Raw genomic sequence first — 18,228 nt, forward strand, 5'->3', positions numbered from 1 at the left:
GGAGCCCGCCCCGGAGTCAGAGCCCCGCCAGCTCCCGCAGGAACGTCGTTTCCGCGTCCCGCCGCCCGGCCGCCGCGCGCGGGGCGGCGACGATCACGGCGAGCGTCCGGCACCAGGCGAGTACCCGGTCAGGGTCGGCGCCGGGGACGAGGGCGCAAAGCTCGGCGGTCCGGCGGTCCAGGGCGGGCAGGTCGGTGACGTCGTCGAGCACCCAGTCCACCAGGTCGAAGTCGGGATCGCCGAGGGAGGGCCGCGGGTCGATCGCCACCGGGCCGGCCGGGCCGTCGAGGACGTTGCCCGGGTGGAGGTCCCCGTGGACCAGCGTCACCGGGCCGCCCGTGGCCAGCTCCCGGGCCCGGGCGCGGGCCCGGGCGGGGACGATGCCCGGCGCCCGGCGCTCGGTGAGGTCGAAGAGGAAGTCCACCCGCTCCGCCAGCGGTCCGAGGGCGAGGCCGTCCACCGGCACCGACCGCAGGGCGCCGAGCAGCGGCGCCACCTCGGCCGGCTGCCGGGGCCGCTCGCGCAGCGTCGTCCCCGGCGGCACGTCCGCCAGCAGCAGGGCGGCCGCCGCCGGGTCGTACGCCAGCAGCCGCACCACCGACGGCAGCCCGGCCCAGGCGCGCAGCGCGGCCGCCTCCTGCCGGGCCACCTCCGCGTCCGGGGTGAGCTTCAGCCAGACCTGCTCGCCGTCGGGGCGGGTGCAGCGGAAGACCCGAGCCGTCCCGCCGCCACCGGCCGACCGCGCAGTCAGGCCCCACCGTGCGGTCAGCTCCTCGACCAGGGCCGGGAGCCGCGCGCACCAGTCCTCCGCCGCCGGCCCGAACCGGACGGCCAGCCGGGCCCGCACCTCGACCGGGACGTCCGCGAGGCCGTTCACGGCTGCCCCGTCACCAGCAGCGTCTCCGCGCCGACCGGCCGGTAGCCGGCCGCCTGGAACGCGCGGACGCTGGTGGCGTTGCCGGGTGCCTGCTGGGACCAGATCCATTCGCCCTCCGGCACCAGGTGCCGGGCGCTCAGGGCCAGTGCCCGGCCGAGGCCCCGGCCGCGGGCCTGCTGGTCCACCTCGATCGCGCACTCCCACCGCCCGGCCACGCCGCGCCCGAGCACCAGCACCCCGCCGTCCGTGGTGAACACCCGCACGTCCTCCCGGTAGCGCAGCGCGCGGACCACCCGGGGGTGTGCGCGGTCCTCCACCGGTTCCAGCGGCAGCGGCGGCCCGCCGGGCAGCCGCCCGGCCACCGTCAGCAGGTCGATGTTGTTGACCACCCGGCCGGTCCGCTCGGCGAACGCGGTCAGGAACGGCGGGCAGAGCGGTGCGGCCAGCGGATCGCTCGGTACGGCGGCCAGCACCTCGTGCACCCAGGCCGGGTCCTCGTCGGTGAAGACCACCGCGTGGGCGGAGAAGGACAGCACTCCCGCCTCGCGCGGCGACGGCTGCGGTACCACCGTCACCGTCCCGTCCGACGGCGGGAACACCCCGCCCGCCGCGTCCGCCAGGATCTCGCGCATCCCTCGCAGGCCCACCCCGAACCCCTCCACCCCGTGTCATGATCGGCCGATCGCGGCCAGCCTACGCGGTTGCGCGGTCACGTCTTGCGGGCCCGGCTCGGCTGGACGCGGCTCGGCTCGCCGGGGGCCTTCGGGTGGTCGGGCGGGTACGGCAGCTCGCCCAGCCCCTCGTCCCGCAGCTGGCGCTCGTACAGCTCCAGCAGCCCTTCCAGCCGGTACGCCTTGTCGTCCATCTCCGCCTGGAGGTCGCCGAGTTCGGCGAACCGCGGCGGCAGGGTCCGCAGGTCGAAGTCCTCCGGTGCGGCGTCGTCGAGCTCCTCCCAGCGCAGCGGCGCGGAGGCGGTCGCCCGCGGGCGGGCGCGCAGCGAGTAGGCGGAGGCGATGGTGCGGTCCCGGGCCATCTGGTTGTAGTCCACGAAGATCCGCTCGCCGCGCTCCTCCTTCCACCACGCGGTGGTCACCCGGCCGGGCAGGCGCTTTTCCAGGAGCCGGCCGAGGGCGATCACCGCATGCCGGCCGTCGGTGAACGTCCACTCCGGCTCCAGCGGCACGTACACGTGCAGTCCGCGCCCGCCGGAGGTCTTCGGCCAGCCGCGCAGCCCGAACTCCTCCAGCAGCGCCCGCAGTTCGTGGGCGGCCCGGGCGGCGTCGCGGAAGTCGGTGCCGGGCTGCGGGTCGAGGTCGATCCGCAGCTCGTCCAGGTGGTCGGTGTCGCCCCGCCGCACCGGCCACGGGTGGAACGTGAGGCAGCCGAGGTTGGCCGCCCAGAGCACCGCGGCGGGCTCGGTCGGGCAGATCTCGTCGGCCGAGCGTCCGGACGGGAAGTTGATCCGGGCCGTCGGCAGCCACTCCGGCAGGCCCTTCGGCGCCCGCTTCTGGTAGAAGAACTCGCCCTCCACGCCGTCCGGGAACCGCTGCAGCGTGGTCGGCCGGTCCCGCAGCCCGCGCAGCACCCCGTCCGCGACCGCCAGGTAGTACTGCGCGACGTCCAGCTTCGTGAACCCGCGCTCCGGGTAGTACACCTTGTCCGGGTTCGACAGCCGGACGCTGCGCCCGGCGACATCCAGTTCCACGGCTGAGCCCATGCCTCTCACGCTAAGCGCGCCCCGCCCGGCGCGCGCCCCGGAAGGGTTGGCGCGAGGATCTGAGCCATGGACCTGCCCGTGATGCCGCCGGTGGCGCCGATGCTCGCCAAGTCGGTCGCGAAGATCCCGCCCGGGATGCAGTACGAGGCCAAGTGGGACGGCTTCCGCGCCCTGGTGTTCCGCGACGGCGCCGAGGTGGAGCTCGGCAGCCGCACCGGCAAACCGCTGACGAGGTACTTCCCCGAGGTGGTCGAGGCGCTGAAGCGCGAGCTGCCGCCGCGCTGCGTCCTGGACGGCGAGCTGGTGATCGCCCGGGACGGGCGGCTGCGCTTCGAGGAGCTCCTGGAGCGGATCCACCCCGCGGCCAGCCGGGTGAAGCTGCTGGCCGAGCGCACCCCTGCCTCCTTCGTCGCCTTCGACCTGCTCGCCCTCGGCGAGGCCTCCTTGCTGGACGAGCCGCTGTCGGTGCGCCGCCCGGCCCTGGAGGAGGCCCTCGCGGGCGCCGCCGACCCGGTGTTCACGGCGCCCGCCTCCACCGACCGGGAGCTGGCGCAGCGCTGGTTCGCCGAGTTCGAGGGCGCCGGGCTGGACGGGGTGGTGGCCAAGCCGCTGGACCACCCGTACCGGCCGGGCGAGCGGACCATGTTCAAGATCAAGCACGAGCGGACGGCCGACTGCGTGGTGGCCGGCTACCGCGAGCACAAGAGCGGCCCGGTGGTCGGCTCGCTGCTGCTCGGCATCAACGACGCCGAGGGGCGGCTCCAGCACGTCGGCGTCTGCGCCGCCTTCCCGATGGCCCGCCGGCGCGAACTCGCCGAGGAGCTGGCCCCGCTGCGGATGGCCGACGCCTCCGGCCACCCGTGGGGCGGCTGGGCGGACGAGGCCGCGCACGCCGACGCCCGGCTGCCCGGCGCGCAGAGCCGCTGGACCGGCGGCAAGGACCTCTCCTGGGTGGCGCTGCGCCCCGAGCGGGTGGTCGAGGTGGCGTACGACCACATGGAGGGGACGCGCTTCCGGCACACCGCGCAGTTCCGCCGCTGGCGCCCGGACCGCACGCCGGAGAGCTGCACCTACGCGCAGCTGGAGGAGCCGGTCTCCTACGACCTCGCCCGGGTGCTCGGGGGCTGAGAACTCCCGGCGACCGTCGCTCCCGTACCCGGGGCCGGCCCCTCCGCGCGGAGGGACCGGCCCCGGGTACGGGAGCCCGGGCCGTCAGGCGACCTCGGCCGAGGGTGACTCGCTCGCGGGGGCGGCGGGGAAGGAGTAGACGTTCCCCGGCGAGACGATCTCGGTGATCGCCTGACCGAACAGCGTCGACGGCTCGGCGCCCTGCGAGGCGATATCGGTGTTCAGCAGCACCACGAGGGTGGCCTGCGCCGAGGGCAGGTAGATCGCCAGGCTCTGGTAGCCCGGCAGCGAGCCGTTGTGTCCGATCCAGCCGTGGTTGACGAAGAGCCCCAGCCCGTAGCCGATGTCCGGGACGCCGGTGGGCAGGGCGATCAGCCGCTGGGCCTGCGTCGCCGGCGTCAGCAGGGTGCCCGTGGCCAGCACCTTCGCCCACTTCTGGAGGTCGGCCAGGTCCGAGATGGCGGCTCCGGCCGCCCAGGCCCAGGACGGGTTCCAGTCGGTGGCGTCGGCGATCGTGCCGTCCGGCGTCTGGTTGGTGTAGCCGCGGGCGTGCGGCTGGGGGAAGGCGGCATCGGTGGGGAAGACCGTCCGGCCCAGGTCGGCCGGGTCGAACACCTGCTGCTTCAGGAAGGTGCCGAGGGGCTGCCCGCCGAGCTTCTCGATCACCTGGCCGAGCACCACGGTGTTGGTGTTGGAGTACTCGAACCGGGCGCCGGGCGCGAAGTTCGCGGGGTGCTGGAAGGCGGCGGCGAGCAGCTGCTGCGGGGTGAAGGCCTGCTGCGGGTTGTCGAGGAAGGCCTTCACGAAGCCCGGGTCGTCGGTGTACGAGTAGAGGCCGCTGCGCATGTCGGCGAGCTGGCGCAGGGTGATCGTGTCGCCGCCGGGCACGCCCGCCAGGTACCGGCCGACCGGGTCGTCGAGGCCGGCCTTGCCCTGGTCGACCAGCCGCAGCAGGGCGGTCACCGTGAAGGTCTTGGTCTCGCTGCCGATCCGCATGTTCAGCCCGGTCACCATCGGGGTGCCGGCGACCTTGTCGGAGACGCCGAAGGCCTTGAGGTAGCTGCCGTCGGGGGTGGTCAGGGCCACCATGACGCCGGGGACGCCGGCCTGGCTGAGGACGCGCTGCACCGCGGCGTCCAGCCGGGCGGTGACGTCGGGGGTGAGCGGGGCGACGGCGCCGCCGGCCGGTCCGCCCGCCGACACCGAGGCGGACGCGGATCCGGACGTGGACGCGGACGCAGAGGCCGACAGCGAGCCCGTCGCCGAAGCCGAAGCCGAGGGCGAGCCCGACCCGCTCGTCGCCGTCGGGCTGAGCGCGGCCGGTACGGCGGTGACCGCCCCGGCGGCCGGCGGGGCGGCGGCCGTCCCGCCGGAGCAGCCGGCGGCGGCCAGCAGACCGGCCAGTGCCAGCGCCGCCGCTCCCGAGCGGGCGGGGGAGCGGCGGTGGGCGGGGAACGGCCGTCCGGTCTTGGTCATGGTCGAGGCGCCTCTCTGCGGGCGGGCGGCCCCGGAGCGTCGCTCCACGGGGCCGGGGGAGCGTTCGCCACCGTATGCGCGCCGTGACCGGGCCGCGCGCCGGCCGCCGTCGCGCTGGCCCGAACGGACGCACCCCCCGGGGTACCCCCGTTACCTTCTTCGTGGCCCCGCAATGGGGCTCCCGGCCACCGGTCCGGCATGACTGTTCCCCCGTGTAGTTCGCATGATCCGGGGGGTGGTGTCACCGGGCCGGAGGCATCGGTAGACCGCTGATAGGGGCAGGACCACCAGCGTGCTGGGAGGCTCTTCGTAACGTGGATGCCGGCGACTGGTGCCACGCCAAGCGAGGCCGGGACAGCACGACCTCGTAAGGGATCAGCGTGATCGACACCGGCGACGTGGACGTCTTCCTCGGCCTGGACGTCGGCAAGGGCGAACACCACGGAACCGCCCTGACCCGGGCCGGCAAGCGGGTCTTCGACAAGCGGCTGCCGAACAGCGAGCCCAAGATGCGGGCCGTCCTCGACAAGCTCACCGCCAAGCACGGCACCGTCCTGGTCGTCGTCGACCAGCCCGCCTCCATCGGCGCCCTGCCCCTGGCAGTCGCCCGGGACGCCGGCTGCCGCGTCGCCTACCTGCCCGGCCTGACAATGCGGCGCATCGCCGACCTCTACCCCGGCGAGGCCAAGACCGACGCCCGCGACGCCTTCGTCATCGCGGACGCCGCCCGCACCATGCCGCACACCCTGCGCGGCATCGAGCTCACCGACGAGACCATCGCCGAACTGGAGATGATCGTCGGCTTCGACGACGACCTCGCCGGCGAAGCGACCCGGATCGCCAACCGCCTGCGCGGCCTGCTCACCTGGATCCACCCTCACCTGGAGCGGGTGCTGGGGCCCAGGACCGACCATCCGGCGGTGCTGGCCTTGCTGGAGCGGTTCGGCTCACCGGCCGCCCTGCGCAAGGCCGGACGCCGCCGCCTGCTCAGCATCGCCCGGCCCCTGGCCCCGCGCATGTTCGAACGCCTCGTCGAGGACATCCTCACCGCGCTCGACGAACAGACCGTCGTCGTCCCGGGCACCGAGGCGGCCGCGCTGATCGTGCCGAGCCTGGCCGGCTCGCTGCGGGCCGCCCTCGACCAGCGCAAGCTCCTGGAGAAGCGGATCCAGGAACTGCTGGACGAGCACCCGCTGTCACAGATCCTCACCTCCATGCCCGGCATCGGTACCAGAACAGGGGCCCGCGTCCTGATCGACGTCGGCGACGCGAGCGCCTTCCCAACCTCTGCCCACCTTGCCTCCTACGCCGGCCTCGCCCCCGAGACCCGCAGCTCCGGCTCATCCATACGCGGCGAGCAACCCTCCCGACGGGGCAACAAGCAGCTGAAACGCGCGTTCTTCCTGGCCGCGTTCGCCTCACTCGGCGACCCGGCCTCCCGCGCCTACTACGACAAGAAGATCAACCAAGGAAAGCGCCACACCCAGGCCCTCCTCTGCCTGGCCAGACGCCGAGTCGACGTCCTGTTCGCCATGCCCCGCGACGGCACCTTCTACGAGTCCCGGCCCACAGCCGCCGACAGTTGAACTCCACGCGGATCTGCCAGCAACACCACGCGGTCCGCCGCTGGATCGAACCCGAGCACCGGGTTCCCCCAGTCGCCTCCAGCCGTCATCCGCACGGGCTTGCCCAGCCGGCGCCCGATCGAGCCCAGGAAGCCGCACAGGACGTCCACCCCTTCCTGGCCCTGCAGCTCCCGAAGGTCGACATCGAAATCGATCTCACCCGACGACATCGGCCAAAAGTTCACCAGCACGCCCGCACAGGGCCACACCCGCAGCATGGCCATGTCCGCGTCAGCAGGACGTGACAACACCACCTCCGCCGAGGGCAACGGAACCAGGACCTTGCCCTCCCAGTACTCCCACCCCAGCCGCACGACCGGACCAGGTCAAACACCAACTGCCAGTCCTCGACCGAGGCGCCCTCCACACAGACGTCCGGCAAGGCGCCCATCAGCTCAGGGTCGAAGAAGTCCTTGACATTTTCCCACAGCAGATCAGGCATGCCGCCATGCTGCCCGCCACACCACCCGAGCGCAGCCCGATTTCTTTGACGAACCCCAAAGAGGCACCCCCCCGCACACCCCCGCGCGCCTCTCCGGACCGGCGCCCGTGCCGAGCCCGGGCCGGCCCCCGCGCCGGCCCGTACGCTGCCCTGATCCCGGGCGCAGTAGGGTGCCGGAACGGACCTGAACACGCGTCATCGGGGGCTGACTTGTTGCGGTGCGAGGCAGTGGGCAAGCGCTACGGCGCCGGGCGGTGGATCCTGCGCGAGGTCGACCTTCAGGTCACCGAGGGCGACGTCCTCGCCCTCGTGGGAGGCAACGGCTCGGGCAAGTCCACCCTGCTGAGGATCCTGGTCGGCCTCTCCCGCCCCAGCTCCGGGCGGATCACCGGCCGCCCCCGGGAGATCGGCTGGGTGCCGGACCGCTTCACCGCCCACGACCGCATCTCCGCGGCCTCCTACCTGACCCACATGGGCCGCATCCGCGGCCTGCGCACCGCCGCCGCCAGGGACCGGGCCGACGCGCTGATCGACCGGCTCGCGCTGGCCGGCGGCCGGGACGCGCCGCTGCGCACGCTCTCCAAGGGCAACGCCCAGAAGGTCGCCCTCGCGCAGGCGCTGCTCGTCCCGCCCGATCTGCTCGTCCTCGACGAGCCCTGGTCGGGGCTGGACGCCTCCGCCCACGGGGTGCTCGGCGCACTCCTCGGCGAGGTGGCCGCCGCGGGCGGCGCCGTCGTCTTCACCGACCACCGCGAGGCCCTCGCCGAGACCCATGCCACCGGCACCTACGCGATCGCCGAGGGGCGGGTCCGCCGGCGCGGCGGCCGGGCGGCCGCCGACGGGGCGGCCGTCACCGAGATCGTGCTCACCGGCCCGGCCGGGCCGCCCGGGCCCGACTGGTCCGCGGTGCCCGGCGTGCTGGACGCCGCCCGCCGCGGGGGCGCCCTGGTGCTCCGGGTCGAGGGGCCGCACTCGGACGCCGTCCTGCTGACCGCGCTCCGGCACCGGTGGTCCGTGGACGGCGTCACGCGCACGGACGGCGGCGACGGCGCCGACCGCCGACAGCACGCCGGCCCGAGCGAGGCGGCCCGGTGACCGCGCTGGTCCGCTACCTGAGCACCACCCTGCTGCTGTCCCAGCGCTACCTCGCGCCGGTGCTGCTCTTCATCGGCCTGCTGGTCGTCCTCACCAGCAACGACAACGGCCCACTGACCGGGAGCTACGGGGCGGCGTCCGGCGCCGCGCTGGTCTGCTCGACCTGGCTCACCGGCGCGCTGGTCGGCCTGGAGGACCAGGCGCACCACTCGGTCGTGGTCGTCAACGCCGGTGACTCCCGACGTGTCCTGCTCGGCACCGTCTGCACCGCCGTGCTCTGGTGCCTGCTGCTGACCGCGCTCGGTCTGGGCATCCCGTTCCTGACCGGCAGCCACCGGCCGACCGGTGCCGACCTGCTGCTCGGCACGGAGGCGCAGCTCACCTGCGCCCTCACCGGCATCGCCGTCGGCCTGGTCTGCTCCCGGCTGGTGTTCCGGCGGCAGGGGCACGCGCTGCTGCTCGCCCTGGTGCTGCTCACGGCCCTGCTGGCGGCGAAGGGCCTGCCTCCGGTGAACCCGCTGCTCTCCGATCTCGTCGCCGCCACCCGCCCGGCGGACCTGCTGGTCCCCACCGGCGGGCTGCTCGCCGTCGCCGCTGGGCTGCTCGCGGCCGCTGCGGCGCTCACCCGGGCGATCGCCGACCGGAGGAGCTGACCGGAGGAGCTGACCGGACGAGCCGACCGGAGGAGCTGACCCCGGCCGCCGGCTCCGCATGCCCGCTCCGCCCGCCCCGCCTGCCCGCCCCGCACGCTGCGCCGAACGGGTGGCCACCGGCACGCCGCACCGGCCGCCCGCCCCGGCTCGGGCACGATCGTTTAGCCCAGCTGTGGCCGCCCTTAAGAATTCCTCGATGGACCGCACCCACTCCCACCAGGCAGATTGCTCCGTGCCGGGTGCGAGGGAGGCAGGAGCAGCCACCCCGCCGGGCCCCGTCGGCCTGCCCTCACCAGGCCGCCCCCTCGCGCGTCAGGAGCCACCGCAGTGAAGGCACTCGTCAAGCAGCAGGCCGAGCCCGGACTCTGGCTGGTGGACGTCCCGAAGCCGGTCATCGGCCCCGGTGAGGTGCTGATCAAGGTCCTGCGCACCGGCATCTGCGGCACCGACCTGCACATCCGCAACTGGGACGGCTGGGCGCAGCAGACCATCCGGACCCCGCTCGTGCTCGGTCACGAGTTCGTCGGCGAGGTTGCCGAGATCGGTGCGGCCGTGGCCGACATCTCGATCGGCGACCTGGTCAGCGGCGAGGGCCACCTGGTCTGCGGCAAGTGCCGCAACTGCCTGGCCGGCCGCCGCCACCTGTGCCGCAACACCGTCGGCCTCGGCGTCGGCCGGGACGGCGCCTTCGCCGAGTACGTCGCGCTGCCGGCCTCGAACGTCTGGGTGCACCGCGTCCCCGTCGATCTGGACGTCGCGGCGATCTTCGACCCGTTCGGCAACGCCGTGCACACCGCGCTCTCCTTCCCGCTGGTCGGCGAGGACGTGCTGATCACCGGTGCCGGTCCGATCGGCATCATGGCCGCCGCCGTCGCCAAGCACGCCGGTGCGCGCAACGTGATGATCACCGACGTCTCCCCGTACCGGCTCGACCTGGCCCGTGAGGTCGGCGTCACGCTCGCTCTGAACGTCGCCGAGCAGACCATCGAGGAGGGCCAGCAGAAGCTGGGCCTGCGCGAGGGCTTCGACGTCGGCCTGGAGATGTCCGGCCGCCCCGAGGCGATGCAGGCGATGATCGCCAACATGACGCACGGCGGCAAGATCGCCATGCTCGGCCTGCCCGCGGAGCAGTTCCCGGTCGACTGGGCCTCCGTCGTCACCTCGATGCTCACCATCAAGGGCATCTACGGCCGGGAGATGTTCGAGACCTGGTACGCGATGTCCGTCCTGCTGGAGGGCGGCCTCGACCTCAGCCCGGTGATCACCGGGCGGTACGCCGCCACCGACTTCGAGGCGGCCTTCGACGAGGCGGCGAGCGGCCGCTGCGGCAAGATCATTCTCGACTGGACCGCCTGAGCCTCCCCGACTCGCTGACTACTCGCTGACTAGGAGCCACCGTGTTCGACAACGTGCGCGACGACCTCGCCGCCACCCTCGACGAGATCCGTGAGGCCGGCCTCTTCAAGCCCGAGCGGGTGATCGGCAGCCCGCAGAGCGCCGCCGTCACCGTCACCGCCGGCGGGCGTCCGGGCGAGGTGCTCAACTTCTGCGCCAACAACTACCTCGGCCTGGCCGACCACCCCGAGGTGCTCGCCGCCGCCAAGGACGCCCTCGACCGCTGGGGCTACGGCATGGCCTCGGTCCGCTTCATCTGCGGCACCCAGGACGTGCACAAGGAGCTGGAGGACCGTCTCTCCGGGTTCCTCGGCCAGGAGGACACGATCCTCTACTCCTCCTGCTTCGACGCCAACGGCGGCGTCTTCGAGACCCTGCTCGACGAGCGCGACGCCGTCATCTCGGACGCGCTCAACCACGCGAGCATCATCGACGGCATCCGCCTCTGCAAGGCCCGCCGCCTCCGCTACGCCAACCGTGACCTGGCCGACCTGGAGCAGCAGCTCAAGGAGGCCCAGGGCGCCCGCCGCCGGCTGATCGTCACCGACGGCGTCTTCTCCATGGACGGCTACGTCGCGCCGCTGCGCGAGATCTGCGACCTCGCCGACCGCTACGACGCGATGGTCATGGTCGACGACTCGCACGCCGTCGGCTTCGTCGGCCCGGGCGGCCGCGGCACCCCCGAACTGCACGGCGTGATGGACCGCGTGGACATCATCACCGGCACCCTCGGCAAGGCCCTCGGCGGCGCCTCCGGCGGCTACGTCGCGGCCCGCCGCGAGATCGTCGCCCTGCTGCGCCAGCGTTCGCGGCCGTACCTGTTCTCCAACTCGCTCGCCCCGGTGATCGCCGCGGCCTCGCTCAAGGTGCTCGACCTGGTCGAGCAGTCGAGCGACCTGCGCGAGCGGCTGGCGGCCAACACGGCGCTGTTCCGCTCCCGGATGACCGAGGCGGGCTTCGAGATCCTGCCGGGCGACCACCCGATCGCCCCGGTGATGATCGGTGACGCGGCCAAGGCGGGCCGGCTCGCCGAGCTGCTGCTGGAGCGCGGCGTGTACGTGATCGGGTTCTCCTTCCCGGTCGTCCCGCACGGCCAGGCCCGGATCCGGGTGCAGCTCTCCGCCGCGCACTCCACCGAGGACGTCGAGCGCGCCGTCGCCGCGTTCGTGGACGCCCGCGCCGCGCTGGGGGAGTAGCCCCACGAACGCCCGTGGCCCGTCCGCCCGGAACCGGACGCGCCACGGGCCCCGAACCGCCGTGCGGCGGGGGCCGGCCGGCCCGCCCCCGCCGCACGGCCACCAGGCCGGCCGCCGCACCCCGCAGTTGCCGCCGCGCCCGTGACGGCTCCGGCCGTCACCACCGAACCATCTGTCCCACCCTCCCGCCCGGGAGTGGGAGGTCGGCCCGCCCGACTTCCCACTCCCGATCGCGGAACTGCCGCCCGCCGCCCGTGCCGCCCGCCGCCCGGTGTCACGTGCCTCCCACGGCCCCTGTCGCCCCTCCCGTCCCGGCGGCCCCGCCACGCTGGCAGAATTGCCGTGTGATCGACGCCCGACGGCTGCGGACCCTGCGGGCCGTGGCGGACCACCGCACCGTGACCGCCGCGGCGGCCGCCCTCTACCTGACCCCCTCCGCCGTCTCCCAGCAGCTGGCCGCCCTGGAGCAGGAGACCGGCCACCACCTGCTGGCCCGCGAGGGCCGGGGGGTGCGCCTGACCGCGGCCGGCGAGATCCTGCTCGGCCACGCCGACGCCGTGCTCGCCCAGCTGGAGCGGGCCGAGGCGGACCTCGCCGCCTACTCCGCGGGCGTCGCCGGGGAGGTCACCGTCGCCTCCTTCGCGACCGGGATCTCGCTCGTCCTCGCGCCCGCCATCGGTGCCCTCGCCGCCCGCGCCCCCGGCGTCCGGCTCCGGGTGCTGGACGCGGAGGGGGACGCCAGCCTCCCGATGGTGCTGGACGGGCGCGCCGATCTGGCGGTGGCCGTCGAGTACCGGGGCGCACCGCGCGCCGACGACGCCCGGCTGACCAGGGTGCCGCTGTACGCGGAACCCTTCGAGGCGGTGCTGCCGCTCACCCACCCGCTGGCCGCCGGCGCGGGCCCGATCGCCGTCGCGGACCTCGCCGACGAGCCGTGGATCGGCCCCTACCCGGGCAACCCCTGCCACGATGTCGTCCTGCTGGCCTGCGAGTACGCCGGCTTCCAGCCCCGGCTGCTGCACTCCTCGGACGACTTCCGCGCCGTCGTCGCGCTCGCCTCGGCCGGCGCCGGGGTGGCCCTGGTGCCGCGGTCCGCCCTGCTGGGCGTGGACCGGGCGCGGGTCGCCGTCCGCCCGGTGGACAGCGCGCTGGCCACCCGCCGGGTCTTCGCGGCGGTCCGGGCCGGCGCGGACGGGCACCCGCTGATCCGGCCGGTGCTGGAGGCCCTCGCCGAGGCGGCCGCCGCCACCGCCTGAGGCCGGGCCGACCCGGCCCGCGGCCCGCCGTTCCCCTCCGGCCCCGCCCGCCTCGCCCGCCCCACCCGTCCCGTCGGGCAAAATCGTGCTGATTACGTCTCAAATCCTTTGCTCGGATGTGATGTTGGCAGTATCAGGGCAGGTTCACCCTCTTGCCGGTGCCGGGTGCTGGCGTCAGCATGAGGGCACCGCAGTCGTGTGCCCGAGGGGGGATCCTGTTGCTGTCCGACGGAGCATCGCCACCCCCGTGTACCGAGGTGCGGGTGCATTGACCGGGGCCGGCGGTGCGCTCTCCCCGGTGTGCCCGTCGTGCGGGGCGCTCCGGCAGCCGGGGCTGCCGCATTCCCTGGCGGCGGCGCTGCCGCTGGCCCGGGCGCTGACTCCGCGGGAGCGGGCCGTCCTGGAGTTGCTGGGCCTCGGTTACGACAATCGCTCGATAGCCCGCGAAATGAATGTCAGTGAACGAACCGTGAAGCGGTTCGTCACCGCCATTCTGGCGAAGCTGGGGCTCCGGTCGCGGCTGCAGGCCGGGCTGTTGGCGCTGATCGTGGCGTCCGCCCCGGTCGAAGGGGATTCCTGGCCCAAAGGTCTCATGGACGCCGCCCGTGCCGCGCCCGATGATGTTCTGGCGCCCGACGCAGGCGCCACCGGAGACACAGGAGGGGACCATGACATTTGACGCCCTTGCCGCCCTCAGGCAAGCGGGAAACCCGGTCGACCTGCTGACCCCGGAACAGCGGGATGTGCTTTCCGGGCTCAGCGAGGACGAAGTGGCCGTCCTGAATTCCGTCAAACAACGGCTCGATGACGTTTCGGACGCCGAGGTAGAGGGGCATTCCACCGCCATCAAGTTGGCGTGAGATGGCGGTGAGATTCGGGATTCTCGGCCCGCTGCGCGTGCTGGAGGACGGCCGCGCGGTGGACCCGGGATCCCGGAAGCAGCAGATTCTGCTGGCGGCACTGCTCTGTCACGCGAACGCACGGGTGTCGTTCGACGCCCTGGTCGAGGCGCTCTGGGAGGACGCACCGCCCCGGACGGCCCGCAAGAACCTCCAGGTGTACGTGTGCGGGCTGCGCCGGCTGGTGGCCGCGGAGTCCGGTACCCGGATCAGCCACCAGGCCGGCGGCTACGTGCTGCACACGGCGCCCGGCGAGCTGGACTCGCTCTGCTTCGAGCAGCGCGCCCGCACCGGCGCCCTGGCCGAGGCCCTGGACCTCTGGCGCGGCGCGGCCCTGGAGGGCTTCCGGGACGTGCCGCTGATCGCCGCCGCCGCCCAGCGGCTGGACCGGCGCTTCCTCGGGGTGTTCGAGGACTGGGTGGAGGCGGAGCTCGCGGCGGGCGGCGGCGCTGCGGCGATCGAGCGGATCGACGGGATCGCCCAGCAGCACCCGCTCCGGGAGCGGCTGCGGATGCTGCAGATGACCGCGCTCTGCCGGGCCGGGCGGCGCTCCGAGGCGCTGGCGGTCTACGACGAGCTGCGGCAGGCCCTGGCCCACGAGCTCGGGCTGCCCCCCAGCCCGGCCCTGGCCGGCTTCTACCGCTCGCTGCTGGGCGAGCAGCCGCCCGCCGAGCCGCGGCCGCCGGCGCCGCGCCCGCGCCGCGAGCCCCGGCCGGACCTGCTGCCCGGCGACCCGCCGGCCTTCACCGGCCGGGAGGCGGCCGCCCGGCAGCTCGCGGACGTGCTCGCCGGGGCCGGCAACCACCCGGCCGTGGTGACCGGCCCGCTCGGCGCGGGCAAGACCGCACTCGCCGTCCACGTCGCCCGCCGGATGGGCGACCGGTTCCCGGACGGGCGGCTGTTCGTCCGGCTGCGCGGCGAGGACGGCCGGCTGCGGCCGCTGGAGGAGGTGCTGCGCCAGTTGCTGGCCGCGGTCTCGCCCGGCGGCCCGCCGCTGCAGGACGCCGCCGACCCCCGGTGGGCCTGGCAGCTGTGGCTGACCGGGCGCCGGGCTCTCGTCGTGGTGGACGACGTGCGGCGCGAGTCGGAGGTCCGCCCGCTGCTGCCGGAGGCGGGCGGGAGCGCGGTCGTGGTGACGGCCCGGCCCAGGCTGATCGGGCTGGAGGGGGCGCACCGGGTCTGGCTGCCGCCGTTCGCGGTGGAGGAGGCGGTGGAGTTCCTGGGCCGGGTGATCGGCCGGGACCGGGTGGACGCCGACCGCGAGTCCGCCGTCCGGATCGTCCGGGCGGCCGGGCTGCTGCCGCTGGGAGTCCGCCTGGCGGCCGACCGGCTGGCCTTCCTGCGCCACGTGCCGCTCCGGGAGTACGGCGCGCGGATGGCGGACGGCGCCGCGCTGCTGGACGAGCTGTGCGGGGGCGATCCGGCCGTCCGGGCCCGGCTGGCCGCGTCGATCGAGGACCTCCCCGGGCCGGCCCACTGGGCGGTGGAGCGGCTCGGCCGGCTCGCCGAGCCGGTGTTCACGCTGGACCGGGCCGCCGCCGTGCTGGGCACCGATCCGGACACGGCGGTGCGGGTGCTGGAACTCCTGCTGGAGGCCAGCCTGCTGACCGTGCCGAACGTCGAGGGCTTCGCCCACACCGTGCGCTACGAGATGCCGGCGCTGCCGTACGCCTACGCGCGGGAGCTGGCCGCCGGGGCAGCGGCCGGTGCCGCCGGAACCGCCGCGGCCGGAGCCGGAACGGCCGGGGCCGGAGTGGCCGCGGCCGGGGCAGGCGTGGCCGGTGCGGCGACCGCCCGCGTACCGGTGGCGAACCACGGACGGGTCGTCATACCGAAATCGAACCCGGGCCTAATCGGTGCCATACCGGGGATCCCTACCTTTCTTCTCGGACCGGCGTAGCCGACGCCGCCACCGCAGAGGAGGACAGCATGCCCGAGGACATCAACCCGGAGCCGGCAGAGACCGAGGACGAGGACGTCGACGTCGTCGCGCACGGGGTGCCCGCCACCGACGAGGCTGTCGAGGACTGGTGCGTCGTCAACAACAGCTCGGCGCTCTGATCCCGAACCCCGAGCCATGAGGGCCGAGCGGGCCACGCCACCCGGTCTCCGGTGCACGTCGCCGGAGGCCGGGCGGCCCGCTCGGCTCCCCGAACGCCCCGGCCCGGAGGCCCCGTGAACATCCTGCTCTGCCCGCTCAGTGACGGCGGATACCTCTACCCGGCGGTCGCCGCCGGGCACGAGCTGCGGCGTCGGGGCCACCGGGTGAGCCTGCTCGGCCGTGCCACCGCCGCCCCCGTGGCGGCCGAGGCCGGCCTGCCGTTCGCCGCGGCGGAGGACTTCGGCGGCCGCCGGGCCTTCTCCGCCACCTGGTGGGGCACCACCGGGGCGGCGCAGTACCGGGCGGTCGTCCGCGCCGCCCGCCAGGCCCGGGCCGATCTGCTGGTCACCTCGGTGCTGTGCAACGGCGCACTGCTCGCCGCGGAGACGCTGGACATCCCGGTGGCGGTGATCGGGCTCTCCGTCCACCTGTGGGACTACCGCAGCGGCGGCGAGGGCGAGCCGCAGTTCGGCCGGACCAGGGAGAACCGCACCCGCGAGTGCCTGGACCTCCACGCCGCCACCCGGGAGCAGGCCGGCCTGGCCGGGCGGCCGTCCCGGTGGGACGCGCACCCCGCCGCCGGCCCGCTGCTCGGCGACGCCCTGCTGCTGCGCGGCGACCCCGCACTGGAGTACCCGGGCGCGGAGCTGCCCCGGCGGGTGCACCAGGTCGGGCCGCTCGCCTGGGAGCCCGCGGCCGACCGGGCCGAGCTCGCGGAGGTCCGCGCCCACCTGGAGCGCTCCGGCAAACCCGTCGTCTACGTCCACCTGGGCCGTTTCTTCGGCGGCGGCACCCCGTGGCCCCGCCTCAACGCGGCCTTCACCGGCGGCCCGTTCCAGGCCGTCGTCGAGCAGGGCCGGTCGACCGACCCGCAACCCGCCCCCGGGGCCGACATCCTGCTCGTCCGCAAGCCGTGGCTGGGGCCGCTCGTCGACCTGGCCGGCCTCGTGCTGACCAGCGGCACGTCCGCCCCCGTGCTCGCCGCCCTGCTGCGCGGCCGGGCCCTCGGCGTCTCGCCCAACGGCTCCGAGCAGCCGCTGCTCGCCGGCGCCCTGCTCCGGGCCGGCGCGGCCGTGCACGTCCCCCGAACGGCGGAGCCGGACGCGTCCGGGCCGATCGAAGCGGCCTGGCGGGACGACCTGCTGCGCGAGCGCGCCCGCGGGCTCGGCCGCCGGCTGGCCGCGGCGGGCGGCGCCGCCCGCGCCGCCGACGTCATCGAGCGGGCGGCCCGGCCGTCAGCCACCTCCACACAGAACCGGGAGAACCATGGGTACGCGATCAGCCGGCCCGGACACAGCGGCCGTGGCGGCACTGTCGACGGGGGCGCTGCACTGGATGCGGCTCCATTCGGGCTTTCTTGACTCGCCGTCGGGCCGCGCCGAGCTGCCGCCCACCCCGCGCGTCAAGGCCCTGCTGCAGCTCGCCCTGCTGAGCCGCTCCTGGGCCCGGATCGCCCCGGCGGACCCGGGCCTCGCGGAGATCGCCGGCACGGTCGGCCAGGTCTGGCGCGACCCCGGCTTCGTCCCGCTGCTCGCCGGCGAACCGCGCTACGCCTGGCAGTTCCGGCTGGCGTACGGCGCACTGGCACCCGCCGGGCTCACCGACGGCCCGCACCGGACGGTGCTCGCCGAGCTCACGGCCGGCGGCCCGCTGGCCCCGCGCCGGCAGTCGGCCTTCGGCAGCCTGGAGACCAGGTACTACGCCGACCTCGCCGGGCTCCGGCACCGCCTGCGCTCCTACCGGGAGCTGTACGAGGAGGGCCGGCTCGCCCGGCACGGCGACGGCGCGCCGGTCGACGACCTGGACGTCTGCGACGTGACCCACACGGTCTTCCACCTGACCGACTTCGGCTTCCGCACCCCCGACCCGGGCGACCCGGACTCCCTCGTGCTGACCGGCCCGGCCCTGGAGCACGCCCGCGACCGGGTCTGCCGGCTCACCGAGGCGACCGTGCGCCGCGGGGAGTGGGACCTGACCGGCAAGCTGGTGCTCGCGCAGCACTGCCTCGGCCTCGACCCGCTGCGCACCCGGTCGGGTGCGGCCGGGCTGCGGATGCTCGCCGAGGTGCAGGCCCCCGGCGGGGCGATCCCCGGGCGGTCCCCCGGCGACCGGGCGGACACGGCGCCGACCACCGTGGAGTACTTCCGCAAGGCCTACCAGTCGACCCTGGTGACCGCCCTCGCCACGCTGACCGTCCTGCACGGGCGCCCCGGCGGCGCCGGCCGCACCCAGGAGCCCGCACCGGCCGCCCGGGGGTCGCGGTGACCGGGGCCCGGGTCGACGACCCCGCCACCGACCCTGCCACCGACCCCGCCACCGACCCTGCCACCGGGACCGGCACCGGTCCCGCCACCGACCTCGCCGGCGC

General features: G+C 74.9%; 17 protein-coding genes and 1 pseudogene. 13 read left to right on the forward strand and 5 right to left on the reverse strand.

Translation table 11 applies throughout. The features are described 5' to 3' along the window. Positions 1 to 16: 16 nt before the first annotated feature. From OH807_RS36330 to ligD, 3 genes are all read right to left on the reverse strand, one after another. Positions 17 to 877: an aminoglycoside phosphotransferase family protein gene (locus OH807_RS36330; RefSeq protein ID WP_406208148.1), complete on the reverse strand. Its 861-nt coding sequence runs from the start codon at positions 875 to 877 to the stop codon at positions 17 to 19. After that, positions 874 to 1,509, reverse strand: a complete 636-nt coding sequence (locus OH807_RS36335) for a GNAT family N-acetyltransferase (protein WP_406208150.1) — start codon at positions 1,507 to 1,509, stop codon at positions 874 to 876. The genes OH807_RS36330 and OH807_RS36335 overlap by 4 nt, the downstream gene beginning before the upstream one ends. 77 nt (positions 1,510 to 1,586) lie before the next feature. Next, on the reverse strand, positions 1,587 to 2,594 hold the full coding sequence (gene ligD, locus OH807_RS36340; protein ID WP_406208153.1) for a non-homologous end-joining DNA ligase: 1,008 nt from the start codon (positions 2,592 to 2,594) through the stop codon (positions 1,587 to 1,589). A 66-nt stretch (positions 2,595 to 2,660) separates the two neighbouring features. Between ligD and OH807_RS36345 the strand changes: the two genes are divergently transcribed. Further along, entirely contained in the window at positions 2,661 to 3,722 is a 1,062-nt protein-coding gene (locus OH807_RS36345) for an ATP-dependent DNA ligase (RefSeq protein WP_406208156.1), read from the forward strand. 84 nt (positions 3,723 to 3,806) lie between these two features. On the opposite strand, the gene OH807_RS36350 is transcribed toward OH807_RS36345, so the two are convergent. Further along, on the reverse strand, positions 3,807 to 5,198 hold the full coding sequence (locus OH807_RS36350; RefSeq protein ID WP_406208158.1) for a serine hydrolase domain-containing protein: 1,392 nt from the start codon (positions 5,196 to 5,198) through the stop codon (positions 3,807 to 3,809). Positions 5,199 to 5,578: 380 nt separating this feature from the next. Between OH807_RS36350 and OH807_RS36355 the strand changes: the two genes are divergently transcribed. Beyond that, positions 5,579 to 6,784: an IS110 family transposase gene (locus OH807_RS36355; RefSeq protein ID WP_406208161.1), complete on the forward strand. Its 1,206-nt coding sequence runs from the start codon at positions 5,579 to 5,581 to the stop codon at positions 6,782 to 6,784. Here OH807_RS36355 and OH807_RS36360 read toward each other — a convergent pair. After that, positions 6,751 to 7,265, reverse strand: a pseudogene (locus tag OH807_RS36360) (hypothetical protein). The gene OH807_RS36355 and the pseudogene OH807_RS36360 sit on opposite strands and share 34 nt — an antisense overlap. A gap of 228 nt (positions 7,266 to 7,493) precedes the next feature. Here OH807_RS36360 and OH807_RS36365 point away from each other — a divergent pair. From OH807_RS36365 to OH807_RS36415, 11 genes are all read left to right on the forward strand, one after another. Then, positions 7,494 to 8,360 carry an ATP-binding cassette domain-containing protein gene (locus OH807_RS36365; RefSeq protein ID WP_406208163.1) on the forward strand — a complete coding sequence of 289 codons (867 nt, stop codon included), beginning with the start codon at positions 7,494 to 7,496 and terminating at the stop codon, positions 8,358 to 8,360. Beyond that, positions 8,357 to 9,013 carry a hypothetical protein gene (locus OH807_RS36370; RefSeq protein ID WP_406208166.1) on the forward strand — a complete coding sequence of 219 codons (657 nt, stop codon included), beginning with the start codon at positions 8,357 to 8,359 and terminating at the stop codon, positions 9,011 to 9,013. The genes OH807_RS36365 and OH807_RS36370 overlap by 4 nt, the downstream gene beginning before the upstream one ends. A 327-nt stretch (positions 9,014 to 9,340) precedes the next feature. After that, positions 9,341 to 10,369, forward strand: a complete 1,029-nt coding sequence (gene tdh / locus OH807_RS36375; protein ID WP_406208168.1) for an L-threonine 3-dehydrogenase — start codon at positions 9,341 to 9,343, stop codon at positions 10,367 to 10,369. 41 nt (positions 10,370 to 10,410) lie between these two features. Then, a complete protein-coding gene (locus OH807_RS36380) occupies positions 10,411 to 11,604 on the forward strand; it encodes a glycine C-acetyltransferase (protein WP_406208171.1) in 1,194 nt (397 codons plus the stop codon). A 344-nt stretch (positions 11,605 to 11,948) separates the two neighbouring features. After that, the gene (locus OH807_RS36385) at positions 11,949 to 12,860 is read left to right on the forward strand and encodes a LysR family transcriptional regulator (protein ID WP_406208174.1); all 912 of its coding nucleotides are present in this window, start codon (positions 11,949 to 11,951) and stop codon (positions 12,858 to 12,860) included. A 268-nt stretch (positions 12,861 to 13,128) separates the two neighbouring features. Continuing rightward, positions 13,129 to 13,539 carry a helix-turn-helix transcriptional regulator gene (locus tag OH807_RS36390; protein ID WP_406208177.1) on the forward strand — a complete coding sequence of 137 codons (411 nt, stop codon included), beginning with the start codon at positions 13,129 to 13,131 and terminating at the stop codon, positions 13,537 to 13,539. After that, positions 13,529 to 13,720 (forward strand): aroma-sacti cluster domain-containing protein, encoded by a 192-nt coding sequence (locus tag OH807_RS36395; protein WP_406208179.1) that lies wholly within the window; start codon positions 13,529 to 13,531, stop codon positions 13,718 to 13,720. Before OH807_RS36390 ends, OH807_RS36395 begins: the two co-directional genes overlap by 11 nt. A 1-nt stretch (position 13,721) precedes the next feature. Next, complete coding sequence (locus tag OH807_RS36400) at positions 13,722 to 15,659, forward strand: BTAD domain-containing putative transcriptional regulator (RefSeq protein WP_406208182.1); 1,938 nt, start codon at positions 13,722 to 13,724, stop codon at positions 15,657 to 15,659. Between the two features lie 29 nt (positions 15,660 to 15,688). Beyond that, positions 15,689 to 15,820 carry a hypothetical protein gene (locus tag OH807_RS36405; protein ID WP_406208185.1) on the forward strand — a complete coding sequence of 44 codons (132 nt, stop codon included), beginning with the start codon at positions 15,689 to 15,691 and terminating at the stop codon, positions 15,818 to 15,820. Positions 15,821 to 15,934: 114 nt separating this feature from the next. Then, positions 15,935 to 17,221 (forward strand): glycosyltransferase, encoded by a 1,287-nt coding sequence (locus OH807_RS36410; RefSeq protein ID WP_406208187.1) that lies wholly within the window; start codon positions 15,935 to 15,937, stop codon positions 17,219 to 17,221. Beyond that, positions 17,196 to 18,125, forward strand: coding sequence for a DUF6895 family protein (locus OH807_RS36415; RefSeq protein ID WP_406208190.1), 930 nt, complete (start codon positions 17,196 to 17,198; stop codon positions 18,123 to 18,125). The genes OH807_RS36410 and OH807_RS36415 overlap by 26 nt, the downstream gene beginning before the upstream one ends. The last annotated feature ends 103 nt before the right edge of the window (positions 18,126 to 18,228 follow it).

It is taken from the genome of Kitasatospora sp. NBC_01560 (genome assembly GCF_045208415.1).
Classification (GTDB): Bacteria; Actinomycetota; Actinomycetes; order Streptomycetales; family Streptomycetaceae; genus Kitasatospora.